16 protein-coding genes are annotated in these 15,648 nt (G+C 53.3%); 3 read left to right on the top strand and 13 right to left on the bottom strand.

Annotated features, from left to right (window positions below):
* Positions 1-123: 123 nt before the first annotated feature.
* From ABEV74_RS09070 to coxB, 12 genes are all read right to left on the bottom strand, one after another.
* The gene (locus ABEV74_RS09070) at positions 124-600 is read right to left on the bottom strand and encodes a small multi-drug export protein (protein ID WP_062495636.1); all 477 of its coding nucleotides are present in this window, start codon (positions 598-600) and stop codon (positions 124-126) included.
* 23 nt (positions 601-623) lie between these two features.
* Positions 624-1,925: an ABC transporter permease gene (locus ABEV74_RS09075; RefSeq protein WP_430145311.1), complete on the bottom strand. Its 1,302-nt coding sequence runs from the start codon at positions 1,923-1,925 to the stop codon at positions 624-626.
* A complete protein-coding gene (locus ABEV74_RS09080; protein ID WP_430145314.1) occupies positions 1,918-2,820 on the bottom strand; it encodes an ABC transporter ATP-binding protein in 903 nt (300 codons plus the stop codon). Before ABEV74_RS09080 ends, ABEV74_RS09075 begins: the two co-directional genes overlap by 8 nt.
* Before the next feature lie 19 nt (positions 2,821-2,839).
* Complete coding sequence (locus ABEV74_RS09085) at positions 2,840-3,754, bottom strand: ABC transporter ATP-binding protein (protein WP_430145315.1); 915 nt, start codon at positions 3,752-3,754, stop codon at positions 2,840-2,842.
* Positions 3,755-3,777: 23 nt separating this feature from the next.
* Positions 3,778-4,227 carry a GntR family transcriptional regulator gene (locus tag ABEV74_RS09090; protein WP_062495642.1) on the bottom strand — a complete coding sequence of 150 codons (450 nt, stop codon included), beginning with the start codon at positions 4,225-4,227 and terminating at the stop codon, positions 3,778-3,780.
* A 29-nt stretch (positions 4,228-4,256) separates the two neighbouring features.
* Positions 4,257-4,979 (bottom strand): hypothetical protein, encoded by a 723-nt coding sequence (locus ABEV74_RS09095; RefSeq protein ID WP_430145318.1) that lies wholly within the window; start codon positions 4,977-4,979, stop codon positions 4,257-4,259.
* A 1,352-nt stretch (positions 4,980-6,331) separates the two neighbouring features.
* Complete coding sequence (locus ABEV74_RS09100; protein ID WP_430145321.1) at positions 6,332-6,793, bottom strand: DUF420 domain-containing protein; 462 nt, start codon at positions 6,791-6,793, stop codon at positions 6,332-6,334.
* 35 nt (positions 6,794-6,828) lie between these two features.
* Entirely contained in the window at positions 6,829-7,728 is a 900-nt protein-coding gene (gene ctaG, locus ABEV74_RS09105) for a cytochrome c oxidase assembly factor CtaG (protein WP_430145323.1), read from the bottom strand.
* Between the two features lie 97 nt (positions 7,729-7,825).
* Positions 7,826-8,146, bottom strand: coding sequence for a cytochrome C oxidase subunit IV family protein (locus ABEV74_RS09110; protein WP_062495650.1), 321 nt, complete (start codon positions 8,144-8,146; stop codon positions 7,826-7,828).
* Positions 8,147-8,149: 3 nt separating this feature from the next.
* Positions 8,150-8,770 (bottom strand): cytochrome (ubi)quinol oxidase subunit III, encoded by a 621-nt coding sequence (locus ABEV74_RS09115; protein WP_062495652.1) that lies wholly within the window; start codon positions 8,768-8,770, stop codon positions 8,150-8,152.
* On the bottom strand, positions 8,767-10,617 hold the full coding sequence (gene ctaD / locus ABEV74_RS09120) for a cytochrome c oxidase subunit I (RefSeq protein ID WP_062495654.1): 1,851 nt from the start codon (positions 10,615-10,617) through the stop codon (positions 8,767-8,769). The genes ABEV74_RS09115 and ctaD overlap by 4 nt, the downstream gene beginning before the upstream one ends.
* Positions 10,618-10,667: 50 nt before the next feature.
* The gene (gene coxB / locus ABEV74_RS09125; protein WP_430145327.1) at positions 10,668-11,711 is read right to left on the bottom strand and encodes a cytochrome c oxidase subunit II; all 1,044 of its coding nucleotides are present in this window, start codon (positions 11,709-11,711) and stop codon (positions 10,668-10,670) included.
* Between the two features lie 447 nt (positions 11,712-12,158).
* Between coxB and ABEV74_RS09130 the strand changes: the two genes are divergently transcribed.
* Entirely contained in the window at positions 12,159-13,007 is an 849-nt protein-coding gene (locus ABEV74_RS09130; RefSeq protein ID WP_430145330.1) for a hypothetical protein, read from the top strand.
* 129 nt (positions 13,008-13,136) lie between these two features.
* On the opposite strand, the gene ABEV74_RS09135 is transcribed toward ABEV74_RS09130, so the two are convergent.
* On the bottom strand, positions 13,137-14,081 hold the full coding sequence (locus tag ABEV74_RS09135; RefSeq protein ID WP_430145332.1) for an aldo/keto reductase family protein: 945 nt from the start codon (positions 14,079-14,081) through the stop codon (positions 13,137-13,139).
* 197 nt (positions 14,082-14,278) lie between these two features.
* Here ABEV74_RS09135 and ABEV74_RS09140 point away from each other — a divergent pair, with 197 nt between their 5' ends.
* Both ABEV74_RS09140 and ABEV74_RS09145 read left to right on the top strand, forming a co-directional pair.
* A complete protein-coding gene (locus ABEV74_RS09140) occupies positions 14,279-14,611 on the top strand; it encodes a winged helix-turn-helix transcriptional regulator (RefSeq protein WP_062495660.1) in 333 nt (110 codons plus the stop codon).
* 518 nt (positions 14,612-15,129) lie between these two features.
* Entirely contained in the window at positions 15,130-15,609 is a 480-nt protein-coding gene (locus ABEV74_RS09145; RefSeq protein ID WP_062495662.1) for a C40 family peptidase, read from the top strand.
* Positions 15,610-15,648: the final 39 nt, after the last annotated feature.

Raw genomic sequence — 15,648 nt, forward strand, 5'->3', positions numbered from 1 at the left:
TTTAAGCATGTCAATACAATTTTATCCGCAAAGGCTACTCCGATCTGCCGACATGCGAAACGGGCCTTCGGCGGTTCGCCGCAAGACCCGTTTCGGAAGACGATATGAATGCAACGTATAAACTTAGATCCACTTCATATAGCCGAAGCCGTAAACCGACCCTAGAGCGAGAATGACCGTCCAGATGACCAGGCTGACCCCCATCCACACGACGACGCGCATGCGCGAAGAACCGAACGACAGGGCGAGCAGAGCGGCCAGATCCGTCCCGAGCAGAATCGGAGCCACAATCGACAGACCGGGAATACCGTAGCGCTCCCAAATTTGCCGCGCCCGCGTCTCCCGCTTCGTCGGGGCGGTTATCCCTTTGCGCTCTCGGCGGCGCCGCCGCCATGCGGCGAGCTGGCGGAAAAACAGAGCGAGCAGTACAATCATGAGAAAGTTTCCGGCAAAACCGACAATGCTGACGACGACCGGCGACAGCCCCCACAGAATGCCGAGCGGCACCACAACGAAAATATCGATCCAGGGCAGAATCGCCAGGATGAACAGCCCCAGGTACTGCCATATGTCATCCGCTTGCTGCAGCCATTCCAACATATTCCGAATAATTCCTCCGTTCGTTAAACTTTATAAGCTTTCATCGCTTTGCGCAGCTCCTTGAAGGTCGGGCGCTTGCCGTACATCAGGACGCCGGTGCGGTAGATCTTCGCCGACAGCCAGCCGAAGATGAAGATGCTGACGAACAGGATGACGAAGGACAGCGCAATCTCCCAGAACATCGGCGACGCCAGCCCGATGCGCAAAAACATGGCGAACGGCGAGAAGAACGGGATGAACGATGCGACCTTGACGATCATCGCATCCGGCGTCCCCATACCGAAGATGCCGATATAGAACCCGCCCAGCGACAGGAACGTAACCGGCATAAGCGCCTGCGCCAAATCTTCCGTACGGCTGACGATGGAGCCGACGGCGGCATACAGCGTCGCATACAGGAAATAGCCGGTCAGGAAGAACAAAATCGCGTAAACATAGAGCCGCGGATCGATGTCCGACAGATGAATGTTGAAGTTTTTCAGAAAATCGACGTTATGCGGCAAGTTGACATTGACCAGGAATACGGCTACATAGAACGCGATTTGCAGCAAACCGACAATAAACATGCCGGTAATTTTACCGAACATCTGCTTCAGCGGCGCAACGCTGGTGACGAGAATCTCCATGACGCGGGAGCTTTTCTCGGCTGTAATTTCGCTGGCGATCAACTGGCTCGTGACGAAGATTCCCATGAAGAGGACAATCATCATCGCATAGACGAAGCCCATCGACAATCCACTTTGAGCGGCGTCTTTGCCTTCTCCCGCCGCGGCCGTTCCGGTCAGAGCGATTTGCATCGTTTCGACATCGACCGGCGTAAACAGTTCTTGCTTCTGCTCTTCGGTCAGGCCGGCATGCTGCAAAACCGCCTCAAGCTTTACCGCTTGCAGACCGGTCTGAAGAGCGGAGGCGGTGCTCGTGTCGAACATTTCCTCGGATTTGTATGTTACATGCGGGAAACCGCCCGCCTCATCCGGCGCCAGCACGATGTAGCCTTTGATCTTCTTCTCCAGCATCGCGTCTTTCAACGTCTGCTCGTTGGCTTCCGGAGAACCGGCATCCGGGAAACCGACCATTTTCAGATCCGACTGATCCATCCGTTCGTAATAGTTTTTCAGCGCTTCCGTTATTTCAGGTTCGTTGGATTCGATATAGCCGACATTCGTCGTCTTCGATCCGTCATCGTCATTGAACAGCGAAATGATATAGGGCAGATTGACGCCAATCGAAATGATCAGGGCGAAAATAATCGACGTGATGACAAACGACTTGGTCCTCAGCTTGTTGCGGACTGTAAAGTTGATTACCGCGAGAAAACTATTCAATGTGATCACCCACCGATCGGATAAAGATTTCATTCAAGGTCGGCTCCATCAGCTGGAACCGGTTCAGATCGCCTTGACTCATCGCATGACGGAGAACCGCTTGTGCCGTCTCGGGATGATCGATCAAAAGCTCGTACCCGCTCTCATGCTGCACGACCGACCGTACGCCCGGAATGCTGTCGAGCCCTTCGATCGGATGGTCCGCGCTGACGATGACCCGCTCCCGCGGAAACTGCTTCTTGATCTCTTTCAAATTGCCCTGCAGTACGGCTTCCCCTTTGTGCAAAATCGTAATGTTGCGGCACAGCTCCTCGACATGCTCCATCCGGTGTGTCGAGAACAGGATGCTCGTTCCGTTGTCGCGCAGCTCCTTGACCGTCGACTTCAGCAATTCGACATTGACGGGATCGAGACCGCTGAACGCTTCGTCGAGAATGAGAATTTTCGGCTCATGGATGACGGCCGCGATAAACTGGATTTTTTGCTGGTTGCCCTTGGAAAGCTCCTCCATCTTCTTGTTGTAATATTCCGGCACATTGAACCGCTCCAGCCAATATTTCAAATTGCGGTCCGCATCCTTCGGTTTCATGCCGCGCAATTGGGCCAAATAAATCAGTTGGTCGCTGACTTTGACCTTCGGATACATTCCCCGTTCTTCGGGAAGATAACCGAACATCGGCAGCAGTTGCGGGCTGTACGGTTTCCCGTTGTACAGAATGCTGCCCCTGTCGGGATAGATCAGTCCAAGGACCATCCGCATCGTCGTCGTTTTGCCGGCGCCGTTGGCCCCGAGCAGTCCGTAAATCTCCCCTTCGGACACTTCAAAGCTGATACCGTTTACCGCCGTTTTGTCTCCATACTCTTTCACGACACGTTCCACTTTCAATGGCTTCATTCGATTGCTCCCCTCTCCTTCATGATGAGCGGACCCCTTCTCGCTCGAGCTCCATCATAGCTTCCAAAATATCGTCAAGCTCCATCATTTTTCGGGCGACGATCCGATAGCCTTCGCTTTCGCACCATCGTTCCGCCTGCTGCGCGCGGGAGGTCACGATCCGCACGTTTCCGCCCGCCTCCTCCGTCCGGATCGCTCCGGGAACGGTACGCAGCAGCCATTCGGGCCTGCCTTCGCCCTGTACGAACAGGACGGACCAGGAGCTGAGCAATTCATCCTTCTCGTACATGCCCAATACCCGTCCGTAATCCATAAAGACGATATAGTCGGCAAGCCTGCGCACCTCTTCCACAATATGCGTCGCAATCAGGATCGTCCGGTCGCCGCGCTCCATATGGCGATGAAGCACGCCGATCATCTTCTTCCAGGCGATCGGATCAAGTCCGGAAGACGGTTCGTCAAGCAGCAGCAGCTCCGGCCGATGCGCCAGCGCGAGCGCCAGCTCGAACTTGCGGCGCATTCCTTTGGACATCTTGCCGAGCTTCAGCGAGCTGTCGATTTCGAACAGGCGCAGCAGCTCCCGGTAATAATTAACATCCCAATCGGGATACCATTGCCGGACGAAAGCGGCCTTGTCTTCGGCTTTCAGGCTGTCTTCGAAGCTGTTCGTATTCTCCGGCAAGTAGCCGATTCGCCGCTTCAGCTCCACATCGTCTCCGCCGCCCACCCGCTTGCCGAGCACCGTCACCGTTCCTTTCTCCGGTTTCGCCAAATCGAGCAACAGGCGGAACGTCGAACTTTTGCCCGATCCGTTAGGTCCTACAAGCGCCGTCACATAACCGGCAGGAACTTCCAGATCGAGCGGTCCGAGCTTGAAGTGCGGACGGTTCTGCTCGACGCCGGCCATCGATATCGCGACCTTCTCTTCCATCATGGTTGCCCCCTCTCGTCGGCCCGTCATGTTTTCTCGCCAGGCAGGTGTCTGTCGTTTTCATCCCGTCTCCGGTCGGGTCCGTCCCGGGAACCCATCTTCAGCCGCAGCGCCTCCTCGAATACCGCACGCAGCTCTTCTTCGGAGCATTGGACCCGCAATCCCGCTTCGATCGCCGCTTCGAATGCCGCGATTACGGCCTGCAATCGCTGACGGTCGCGCTCGGTCCGATCGACCTTGGCTACGAATGTGCCGGTACCTTGCCGGGTGCGCAGCAACCCTTCGTTCTCGAGATCCTGATAGACGCGCCGGACGGTAATTACGCTGCACTTGAGCAGCTGGGCCAATTCCCGGATCGAAGGAAGCAGCGTCCCCTCCGCCAGCTGGCCGCTGACGATGAGCGCGCGCAATTGAACCTCGATCTGATAATAGAGCGGTTCCGCACTCTGCTCGTTAATATGAATGGGCAGCCACACAAGTCATCACCTTCTTCGTTCCCGGTCCGTTACCCGAGCAGATCGCGCTTGCGGATGCTGCCGGCGATCAAGCGGCTGCCGAACATGACGGACAACGCCGCAGCGGCGAGCGCCGAGCCGGGATACCACCATTCTCCCCTGCTGACCGAGGCTGTAAGATGTCTCGTTAATCCGATGCCGCTAAACCACAAGACAGCCACCAAAACCGCTATAATGACAAGGTAGACGCTGCAGATCAGAAAATATTTTTTGCCGCTGACCGATTGTTCCCAATAGACATATTGAATGGCCAAAGCGATGGAATAACCGCTCCAGAACAGAGCGTACAGAACGAAAGGGTATAACGGCAGCGCCTGGCCTATAGCCAACGCGATAACGTACTGGGATATAAAGTAAATGAACAATATGGGGATCATCACCACGAACAGCAACAACAACCGGCCCGTCACGATCTGCGGGATCGATATCGGCATCGTTCGCCATAACGCCAGTTTCCGCGTAAAGCTGTCGTCCTTCCAATATTTCATCGTGAAGCCGCTAACCATAAACCCCATGCTCGGCAATACGCTTAGCATCATGAAATCGATCGCCCAAGTCCAACTCTCGTCCGGCTGTCCCGCGAAAAGCGCCTTGGTCAGAGGGAAGGTAACGGCTGTCAGATACACGGTAAAAATAATCGTAAACATCAGCCCCATGCGATCTCGCCGCAATTCATGCTTGGCGATTCGCCATCCGCCTCGCCAGTCATTCATATGCCTCACGTCCCGGTCATCATACTGTGTATATATTTATATACAGTATAACCATGCATCTTTTTGCTGTCAACAAACGGCGAGAAAGTTCTATGGAACCGCGAACTTGGGGTTTGACCGGATCGGGAAAGCAGAGATTTGACGGAGCTTTGACGGAGATTTGATGCTGTGATGGGACTTTAATGCCGGGATGGGGCTTTAATGCCGGGATGGGGCTTTAATGCCGGGATGGGGCTTTGTTGCTGGGATGGGACTTTGTTGCCGGGATGGGGCTTTGTTGCTGGGATGGGGCTTTGTTGCCGGGATGGGACTTTGTTGCTGGGATGGGGCTTTGTTGCCGGGCCGAATCTTTCTGTGCGAAACTTTAGTCGGGCTCCAAATCGCGCACGGTGAGGAAACCGATTGATGCCAGGCCAGCTTTGCTAGTTTCGGGGGCAGGCGGAACGGATCTAAAGGGAATTCCTGCAAATATACATCTTTTTTCTATATTATCTAGTAATAACAGAAAATTCCTGCAAAAGTACATTATTCTCATGCCGAAACCTTGCGATAGAGCCGTTGAGGCTTAAAAAAACTGTATTTTTGCAGGAATTTCTTCAAAATCAACCGATTTCGTCGTTAAAAGATGCATATTTGCAGTATTTTGTAATTTTGCATCGATTATGAGTTACGCGCAAATAATGAGAGTCTGGGCAAGCGCCAATAGCGAGTGCTGAAGGCGGACGAATAGCTGATGAGCGGGCCGGTTATGCAGTAAATATGGTGTTCTTATGGTATCGGCGCTGCTGCATGTGTGCCCGGACCGTATACCGACGGGGGCGACGCGCGCAACACAATGGCCAGCATCGGCTCATCCTTGGAGGTCGAGATATGCGGTCGGTGAAATATGGGTGACGAGACACGAGTGATGAGACACGAGCGATGAGATACGAATGTTGAGATACAGATGTTGAGATACAGATGTCGAGATACAGATGTTGAGATACGGATGCTGAGATACGGATGCTGAGATACGGATGTTGAGATGCGAATGTTGAGATGCGGATGCTGAGATGCGAATGTTGAGACGCGAATGTTGAGATGCGGTCAATAAGTTACGGTAAATGGGATACGATGCGAGGGATGAGTTACGGTCGCGAGATGCGGAGATGAGTTACGGCTAATGGGATGTTGGCGATGAATTGCGGTCGATAAGTTGCGTCTGATGAGATACCGGCATGGGACGCGAGTGAGATGCGAGTGATGGGTTGCCGGCATGAGACGCTGAGGGAGTTTCGAACAATGAGTTAAAAAACAGGACGAATGCCGCGGCATCGTCCCGTCCGATCTTCCCAGATTCAATGGTCGCAATCTTAGCCAAATATGGCGTCGATAAGCGGTTTCGTATGTCCGCCCGGATACAGAATATACAGCAGCAAATAAACCATAACGCCGGTTATCGCGGTGGCGAACCAGATTACGGCCGTCACCCTGCCCCATCGGCGGTGCTTGGCGAATTTCTCCTTGAAGGCCAGCGTCAGCGTCGTAATGCCGAATACGGCCGCGATCGTGGCGAGCACGATATGAAACAGCAGAAAAACGAGATAGAAAGGCTTCAGGCTGTCCGGTCCGCCCCACTGCGTATTGCCGTCGAAGATCGTTCTCGAGACGTATACGATAAAGAAAACGAGGGCCGCCGCTGCCGCCGCCAGCATTACTTTGCGGTGCGCCTCCAGCCGTCTCTTGGCGGCAAGCGGCCAACCGATCGCGACGAGAACGGCGCTAATGATAATGAATGATGTGCTGATCGTCGGCAAAATCAAAAAATGTTCCACTGGTATCCCACCTATATTCGCAAATGAAAATCTGGTTAATGCGCTCCGTCAGTGGCGCCCGGAAGATCGTCCTCCGTATGCTCGCGCTTGAACCAATGGCTGAAAATATAAGCCAGTATGGCCCCGTACATCACTTCCTGCACGAGCTTCATGACGATACCGCCGAGCTGCTGATCCTCCAAAGGATCCAAGATTTGAAAGAACAGAGGACCGCCGTTAAAACGGGTCAACAAATCGCCCGGGTCCCCGCTGACGCAATAGCCCATTGCGGTCGCCCATACGTTCGGGTCGTTGTACGTGCCGTACAGCGTATTGCCGGAAAAAATAATGAGCGCGCACGCAGGCGTCAACAAGGCGCCATTCGCAAAAACGTAAGCCATCTTCTTCACATCGGTCAGCCGGCTCCACTCCGGAACCGGGCAAGCGATCTGCGCCCACATCATCATCGACGTGATCAACAGCACCACATAATACAAGCGATGCACCATAAAATGGGTCATGACATAGTCATGCACAAGCGGCACATGATAAATCGAAAACAGAATATTAAAAAGGAGCAGCGTCAGAATCGGATGCATCAATCCGGAAAATTTGCGCCAGAAAGGAGCTGCGAACAGTCGCCTCCAAACGAAAGCGGGCACACCAAGCAGGATAAGCGGTGGCGCAATCAGATAGGAAAGCGACATACTGACCATATGAGCGGTAAACAGAAGATGGCCAAGCAGGTCAAGCGGACCGCCGTTTGCCAGATAATAGAACAATATGCCGGTTACGAACATTACTTTTTGTTTTGTTGTCGCAGGCGCTTCGCCAGGCTCATGCTTCAACCGCCACGGCCCGATGATATAGAAATAGCCGATGACGACAGCCGTCATGAAAAAGAAAAACATCGGACTCCACAACTCTTCAAAGCTGAAATATTCCAAACCGAGCATCTCAATCCCTCCCTTCACAAACGCAAGGAGACGTTATATTTTTAAAAAAAAGAGGGGCCCGATTGGACCCGCCTCTTTTCAATTATGGATCGGCTGCTTACCACCAAACCCAATAAAGTGCCATAATGACACAGGTAAATGCGACGAAGGCACCGCCAAAAATACCGATGATCGGAAACAGATGACCGCGGTCTTTCATGTGCATCCAGAATGCCATTTGAATAATGACCTGCAAAATCGCCATCGTCACCAGCATGATGTAAATGAACGTTTCGTTCATCTCGCCGGACATGACCAGCGCAAACGCCAGCAACGTCAATACGACCGAGAAGATAAACGCGATAACATGCTTTTGGGGTCCTTCAAGCCTATGCCGTCTCGGCCGCTCTTCTGTCAGCGTATGATTGTCTGCTGCCATCGATCAGCCCACCTTTCCCATCAAGTAAACGACGGTGAAAATGAAAACCCAGACGACGTCGATAAAGTGCCAGTACATGGCCGAAACGTAAACCTTCGGCGCCGTTATGACGGTCAACCCTTTTTTCATCAGCTGCCCGATCAGAAGCGAAATCCAGCAAATGCCGAACAGCACGTGTGCGCCGTGGAACCCGACCAGCGTATAGAAGGAAGAACTGAAGGCGCTCGTCGTGAAGCCGTGACCTTCATGCACATAGTGATAAAATTCGTAGATCTCCAGAATCAGAAAGCCGAGACCAAGCAATACCGTAATGACAAGCCACGAAATAAGCTGCTTCGTTTGCTGTCGGTGCATCGCCTGGATGGCGAAGACGCTCGTCAAGCTGGACGTCAGCAGGAGGAAAGTCGCAAGCGCCACGAGCGGCAGCTGGAACAGTTCCTGACCTGTCGGATTTCCTTCGCCCACCTGATGGCGGAGCGCAAGGAAGGCCGAGAAGAGAGTACCGAACAAGACGGTCTCCCCACCAAGGAAAAGCCAGAAGCCCAGAACCTTGTTGCGGCCTTCCAGGGTTGCCTTCTCGGGCTCGTGCGGCAGCTTGCCATCTGCGTGTGAATGAGCGCTCATGCTTTTACCCCCTTGCCCTGCAGTTCGTCCGGCTCAATATGGAAGCCGTGGTCATCCTTGACGGACCGGATCACCATGCAGGCAAACATGATAATGAGGCCGGCTGCGCCAATATAGTAATTGTGGTACATGAAACCGAAACCGGCAATGAACAATCCGACCGACATAATGAACGGCAGAATCGACGGAGAAGGCATATGAATCGATCCCAGCGGTTCGGCGGGCGTCATGCCTTTGTTGCCGTCCATTTTCTCTTTCCACAGCGCGTCATAACCGCGAACGAGCGGCGTTTGCGCAAAGTTGTACTCCGGCGCAGGCGAAGAAATCGCCCATTCCAGCGTGCGGCCGTCTTCCCACGGATCGTCCGCGGCATTCCGCGGTTTCGCCGCCGTAATGACGATATTGATCAGGAAGGCGACCGTGCCGATGCCCATCAGGATGGCGCCGATCGTGCTGATCAGGTTCAGTCCGTTGAAGCCGAGACCGTCCAGATAGGTCCAGATCCGGCGCGGCATGCCGAGCAAACCGAGGAAGTGCTGGACGAAGAACGTCATATGGAACCCGATGAAGAACGTCACGAACGTGATTTTTCCGATCGTTTCGTTCAGCATCCGTCCGAACATCTTCGGCCACCAGTAATGCAGGCCCGCAAAGATCCCCATAATCAATCCGCCTACGATGACGTAGTGAAAGTGCGCTACGACAAAGTAGGAGTCGTGGTACTGGAAGTCGGCCGGCGCCGCAGCCAGCATAACGCCGGTTACACCGCCCATAACGAACGTCGGAATAAATCCGATCGCGAACAGGCTGGCCGTTGTAAAGCGGATAGAGCCGCCCCACATGGTAAAAATCCAGTTAAAGATTTTAATGCCCGTAGGCACCGCAATGAGCATGGTCGCGATCGAGAACAACGCGTTCGCCACCGGTCCGAGCCCTGTCGTAAACATATGGTGAGCCCAAACCATGAAGCCCAGAAATCCGATCAGCATCGTCGCGAAAACCATCGAGCTGTATCCGAAGAGCCGTTTCCGCGAGAACGTGCAGACCACTTCGGAAATGATGCCGAAAGCCGGCAGGATCAAAATATACACTTCAGGGTGACCGAAAATCCAGAAAATATGCTCCCACAAAATCGTGTTCCCGCCATTGGCAGGATTGAAGAAATTGGCGTCGAACAGCCGGTCGAACATGAGCGCCGCAAGACCGACGGTCAGAGCCGGGAAAGCGAACAGGATCAGCGCCGATGTAATAAATACCGTCCACGTAAACATCGGCATCCGCATGAAGCTCATGCCCGGGGCGCGCATATTGATGATCGTCGCCATAAAGTTGATGCCGCCGAGCAGCGTGCCGATACCGGCAATCTGCAAACCGATAACATAGTAGTCTACGCCATGATCTCCGCTGTAAGTCGTTCCCGCGAGCGGCACGTACGAAGTCCAGCCGGCGTCGGGAGCTCCTCCGGTAAACCAGCTGACATTCAGCAGCAGACCGCCGAACAGAAAAGTCCAAAATCCGAGCGAGTTCAGAAAAGGGAATGCGACGTCGCGCGCGCCGATCTGCAGCGGAATGATCGCATTCATCAGCGCAAACAGCAGCGGCATCGCTGCCAGGAAAATCATGGTCGTGCCGTGCATCGTCAACAGTTCGTTGAACATGTCGGCGCTGACAAAGTTATTGAGCGGCTTCCAGAGCTGGATGCGAATCAGAATGGCTTCCAGCCCTCCGATCAGGAAGAAAAATCCGCCGGCAATCAAATACAGAATGCCGATTTTTTTATGGTCAACCGTCGTCAGCCAATCCATCAGGCCGCGGTAACGTTTAACCGGGTGTGCTGCGTGAGCCAAGGTGGGGACCTCCTTCAATCACCGATGATTTTTCTATATTCTGTCGATCCTTAATAATCAAGCTTTAGCTCCGACAAATACTTGGCTATGCCGTCAAGCTCCTGCTCCGTCAACGCCACTTTGCCCATTCCGTTGCCGGGTTTGATTTGGTCCGGATCCTCGATCCATCTTTTCAAGTTTTCATAAACCGTACCTTCGTTAGCGTATTTCGCATCATCGGTATTGACCAATATGCCTCCAACCGTCTCCCGGCTGCCGATGCCCGTCAGGTTCGGATAGATCATGCCGCCCTGATCGCCGACCGCGTGGCAGGACAGACATTTGCTGATGAAGGCTTCTCGGACGGCAGGATCGGCAGGAAGTTCCACCGGCTCCTTCAACGCTGCGATCCAGCGGTCGAAGGAAGCTTCGTCCACCGCCTTCACCTTAAAGTCCATAAGTGCATGGGAAGGGCCGCACAGTTCAGCACATTTGCCCAAATAGACGCCCGGCTTCGGGGCTTCGAAGTACATCGTGTTCACGTTGGCGCCGGCGTTCGAGTCGATTTTGCCGGCCAGGGCGGGAATCCAGAACGAGTGCTTGACATCTCCCGATTTCGTTTCGATAGCAATTTTGGCATTGGTTGGAATGACCATTTCCTGCGCTGTCTTGATGCCGAATTGCGGATATTCGAATTCCCACCAGTATTGATGGGACGTGACGATAACTTGAACCGCGTTCGGATCTTTCGAGTAATCCTTTGACAAACCGAATACCGACTGAACCGTTGGCACGCCCAGAATAATCAGCAGGATGATCGGAATAACCGTCCAGACGATCTCCAGCTTGTGATTGCCTTCAACCTGAACGGGAATCGTATTGTCGCCGCGTCTCCGGCGGAACTTCACGATGACGTACAGAGAGAGGCTAAAAACGACAATGACGACAAAGGACATAATCGTAATCGCCAGTTTCATCAAACCGAACTGCTCTTCAGCTACCGGCCCTTGCGGATTTAACGCCGACAGATCCGCACGACCGCAAGCGGAGAGCAGCAGTGCCATTCCGGCGAGCAGCGGCAAGAGACGTTTTACTGCATGCCACCGATTCATCATTAATCAACCCCACTTTTTACGTTTTCACAGTTGCCCATAAACAAACCCCGCTTCATGAATGCAAGCGGTATGTAAGCGTTTTTGTGCGGTATGGCCAAAGGGAACTGTGTGGTGCGATGATGCATTTTGCCAACTTCGTACAACTTAATTACTTTACTTAATATAAAGTTGTAGTACCTATTTGTCAATGTTCGGGAAGGAGTTCACAAATTGTTCTCAAAGATGTCAAAATTGCCGATCCGGCGCGGTTTTTCCACTGCTGCGCGAATGTCGCCGAACCCTTTTCGCAGCCGCTGAAGCGGCGTCGGGACTGCCGCAGTCCGTCCCAGACTCTATCCTACATTGTGCACCATATCCATGGTCAATTATGTATCCGCCATGCACGCATATTTCGCCGGAGGGAACAAAGCCTATACGTTAAAGAAACGAAAGGGAGGCAAACGGGCCATGAGGTACCGCACCACCGCGATTCTGTTATCCGTCATCATCGCGCTCGCCGCCACAACCGGGTGCAATTATGTGCGCAGAGTCCAGGACAGCGACCTGGATTACGGATCCCGCCAAAAAGGCGATCCGAAAACAATCGGCAGCAAAATGTACGGCTCAACGACGAACGACCCCCGCCAGCACGACAATCGATACTTTGAGTACAGCCGCGCGCTTTCATCGGAAGTGGCGAAGCTGAACGGCGTTGCGACCTCTGTCGTCATGCTGACGGACAAAAATGCGTATGTCGGCCTTGTGCTCGACTGGACAGCTGTCGGCACCTTGCGCAGCGGCGGGAGGGCTTCGAGGGAACAGAACAATACCGGGATGAACGAAGGCGTCTATAACGCGGATACAGGCAGTTCTTACTGGGACAACCGGAAGATGGTGACGCCTTACAATTCTTACTTCTCTGTCAATGACCTGAATCAGATTTCCGGCGAACTGAAACAAAGCGTCGCCGTCATTGTCAGACGGCTCGCTCCGGCTGTCGAGGAAGTCCATATTTCGGCCAATATGGATTTCGTCAACGAACTGGTCGAGTATGCGAAAGAATCGTGGGCGGGAAGGCCGCTTGAGCCTTATACCGAAGCTTTTAACCGGCTCGTGAAGTACCAGTTCGCCGGAGTCGGCGACGTTCCCGCTCCGCTGCAGCGGATCAAGGAGCGGCGAGCGGCCGGTGCCGACAAGCCAAGCATTCCGCCGCAGGAAGAAAAGACGCGCCCGAGCGAAGCGCAGCGGGCCGCCGGCGCCCAGCGCTCGTCGGCACCGGATACGCTGATCCGGACTGGCCAGCAGCAATACAAGTAGCATCGGCCTTCGCGGCCAAAACCGATTGTTCGTATTTAAACAATTTCTTCATATTTTTATTGTGGCGATGTACGAATGCAAAACGGATCGTTCGGAGGCAGCTGCCTTCGAACGATCCGTTCCGATTTTTTATTCGTCTTTCAGAATCTCTTCGATTCGCTCGATCGTTTCGGCCGACAGTTCGACGCCGGAAGCCCGGGCATTCTCCCTCACCTGTTCGGGGCGGCTCGCGCCGATCAAGGCGCTCGCGACATTCGGCTGCCGCAATATCCAGGCGAGGGCAAGCTGACCGACCGTCAGGCCGATTTCTTGCGCGACGCCCTCAAGCCGCTTCACCTTCGCGATCTTGTCTTCGCTGATTTGTTTGCGCACCCAATCCAGCTTGGCAGCCCGGCTATCTTCGGGAACTTCGGTAGCAGAGGAATACTTGCCGGCAAGCAAGCCTTGCGCAAGCGGCGAATAAACGACCTGCCCGACGCCCCGCTGCTCGCAGAGCGGAATGATCTCCTTCTCGATATACCGCTCGAAAATATTGTAAATCGGCTGATTGACGATGATGCGGTCCAGCAACCGGCGGTCCGCAATATTGAGCGCTTCCGTAATTTGCGCCGCCGTCCATTCGCTGACACCCGCATAAAGCACTTTTCCTTGACGGATCAAATCGTCGATCGCCCGCAGCGTCTCTTCCAGCGGCGTCTCCGGATCGAACCGGTGACAATAAAAGATATCGACATAATCGTGGCCAAGCCGTCTCAGACTGGCGTTGCACTGCTCGATAATATGCTTGCGGGACAATCCGCGGTCATTCGGGCCGTCGCCCATGACCCCATACGCTTTGGTCGCGAGCACGTAAGACTCGCGGGGATATTGCTTCAGCGCTTCCCCCAGCACTTTTTCGGCCGCGCCCCGCTCGTAGATGTTGGCAGTATCGAAGAAATTAATGCCAAGTCCATACGCGGTATGAATCGATTGCACCGCCTGCTGCCGCTCGACATAACCGCCATAGGTCAGCCAGCTGCCAAGACTGATCTCGCTTACTTTCAATCCGCTTCCGCCGAGTCTCCTGTATTTCATTTGCCACCCTCCCCTTTCGATCCATCCTCTGGAACCGCAATCTTTTTATGTATATTTATCAACCTCTTTACCATTGTATAAAAGTTCGTATAATATTGAAAGAAGTGAAAGCCGTTTCATGATATTATCCTAACGATATCTACTATACTTCAGTATACTTGACACAACGAATCCTGTCAGGGAAAGGGGCCGTTCAGATGAGCAAAAGCAATCATGTGCCGAAAAATCCGTCCGTCATCGAATGCAACATCGAAAAAACGTTGGACGTGATCGGCGGTAAATGGGCGTTTCTCGTTCTTCGCGAGCTGTTCTGCGGCACGAAGCGTTTCGGCGAGCTGCAGCGCCATATCCCCGCGATCAGCCCGCGTGCGCTGACCAGCACGCTCCGGCATCTGGAAGAGAAAGGCGTGCTGGAGCGCCGCGTATACCCGACCGTTCCGGTCACCGTCGAATATACGCTGACGCCGAAAGGGCATGATTTGCATCCGATCATCCACCAGATGAAGGTTTGGGCCGCCCGTTGGACATAAGACGGGCGCGCCCGGCAGCGGGCCGGCCTGCGCGTTATGGCCGGGCTGATATTGCGCCGGTTCATTCATCTTGACAGCGTTCCGCTTGCGTACGGCAACGCCCGGTTTCGTCCGGTTCAGCCTCTATCCGTTCTGCTGTTATGCTGCAGGATCCTGCGACGGGATCCGGCGACACTCCTCCCGATATGCGATATTATGCCCTTACGGTACGCTAACCCCTCTTTTCAACAAACACCCATATAATTACAAATAAATCATTTTTGAGAAATAATCATCGTTCTTTGGAAAGGAAACAAGTTCATTGTTTACTATAGAATCAGGATAAAAGTCATAAGACTTTAATCCTTTCGATTTCATGCTGAGAATATTCTCATTTATTTTTTAGAAATACGTATAATCGCTGGAATGGAAAGGTTTTTTGTCTCATAGGAAAAGGCTTACAGGTTCCGGTTATGGTAAGGTAGTACTAGAAACTTGCAAGTTCAAGATATATCAGGAAAGGATGGGAGAACTTTCTCATGAAATGGAATCGTTTGGTAAAATTATTCGCGGCGACTGCACTCGGTCTGTCTATCGCTTTCACTTCGGCTGTCCCGGTAATGCCGGCACAACAAGCGAGCGCAGCCAGCAGTTCAACTGCTTCAAAAATAGTATCGACAGCGAAAAAATATTTGGGAACCCCGTACCGGTTCGGCGCGTCAACCAGTACGACCCGTTATTTTGATTGCTCGTCATTCGTGAAGCATGTCATGAAGAAAGCCGCGGGCATCAACCTCCCCCGCACGTCGAAGGCACAATCCAAAGTCGGCAAGTACGTGTCCAAAAGCAACCTGAAGGTTGGCGACCTCGTATTTTTCTATTCGCCGATCCATCATGTCGGCATCTATATCGGAAACGGCAAAATCATTCACACTTATGGCGATCCGGGCGTGACCATCAGCACGATCAAATCCGGCTGGTGGAGCAAAAATTACACGACCGCCCGCCGCGTCCTGTAAAGGACAAGCTTGGCACGCGCCACATGTATACGCATAAAG

The sequence above is a fragment of the Paenibacillus cisolokensis genome, assembly GCF_050481165.1.
Taxonomy (GTDB): domain Bacteria; phylum Bacillota; class Bacilli; order Paenibacillales; family Paenibacillaceae; genus Paenibacillus_AH; species Paenibacillus_AH cisolokensis.

Excerpts from the sequence above, each read along its gene's own strand:
- ABEV74_RS09070 (WP_062495636.1), bottom strand. The coding sequence starts at position 600 with ATGTTGGAATGGCTGCAGCAAGCGGATGACATATGGCAGTACCTGGGG.
- ABEV74_RS09080 (WP_430145314.1), bottom strand. The coding sequence starts at position 2,820 with ATGAAGCCATTGAAAGTGGAACGTGTCGTGAAAGAGTATGGAGACAAA.
- ABEV74_RS09085 (WP_430145315.1), bottom strand. The coding sequence starts at position 3,754 with ATGATGGAAGAGAAGGTCGCGATATCGATGGCCGGCGTCGAGCAGAAC.
- ABEV74_RS09095 (WP_430145318.1), bottom strand. The coding sequence starts at position 4,979 with ATGAATGACTGGCGAGGCGGATGGCGAATCGCCAAGCATGAATTGCGG.
- ctaG (WP_430145323.1), bottom strand. The coding sequence starts at position 7,728 with ATGCTCGGTTTGGAATATTTCAGCTTTGAAGAGTTGTGGAGTCCGATG.
- ABEV74_RS09110 (WP_062495650.1), bottom strand. The coding sequence starts at position 8,146 with ATGGCAGCAGACAATCATACGCTGACAGAAGAGCGGCCGAGACGGCAT.
- ABEV74_RS09115 (WP_062495652.1), bottom strand. The coding sequence starts at position 8,770 with ATGAGCGCTCATTCACACGCAGATGGCAAGCTGCCGCACGAGCCCGAG.
- coxB (WP_430145327.1), bottom strand. The coding sequence starts at position 11,711 with ATGATGAATCGGTGGCATGCAGTAAAACGTCTCTTGCCGCTGCTCGCC.
- ABEV74_RS09130 (WP_430145330.1), top strand. The coding sequence starts at position 12,159 with ATGAGGTACCGCACCACCGCGATTCTGTTATCCGTCATCATCGCGCTC.
- ABEV74_RS09135 (WP_430145332.1), bottom strand. The coding sequence starts at position 14,081 with ATGAAATACAGGAGACTCGGCGGAAGCGGATTGAAAGTAAGCGAGATC.
- ABEV74_RS09140 (WP_062495660.1), top strand. The coding sequence starts at position 14,279 with ATGAGCAAAAGCAATCATGTGCCGAAAAATCCGTCCGTCATCGAATGC.
- ABEV74_RS09145 (WP_062495662.1), top strand. The coding sequence starts at position 15,130 with ATGAAATGGAATCGTTTGGTAAAATTATTCGCGGCGACTGCACTCGGT.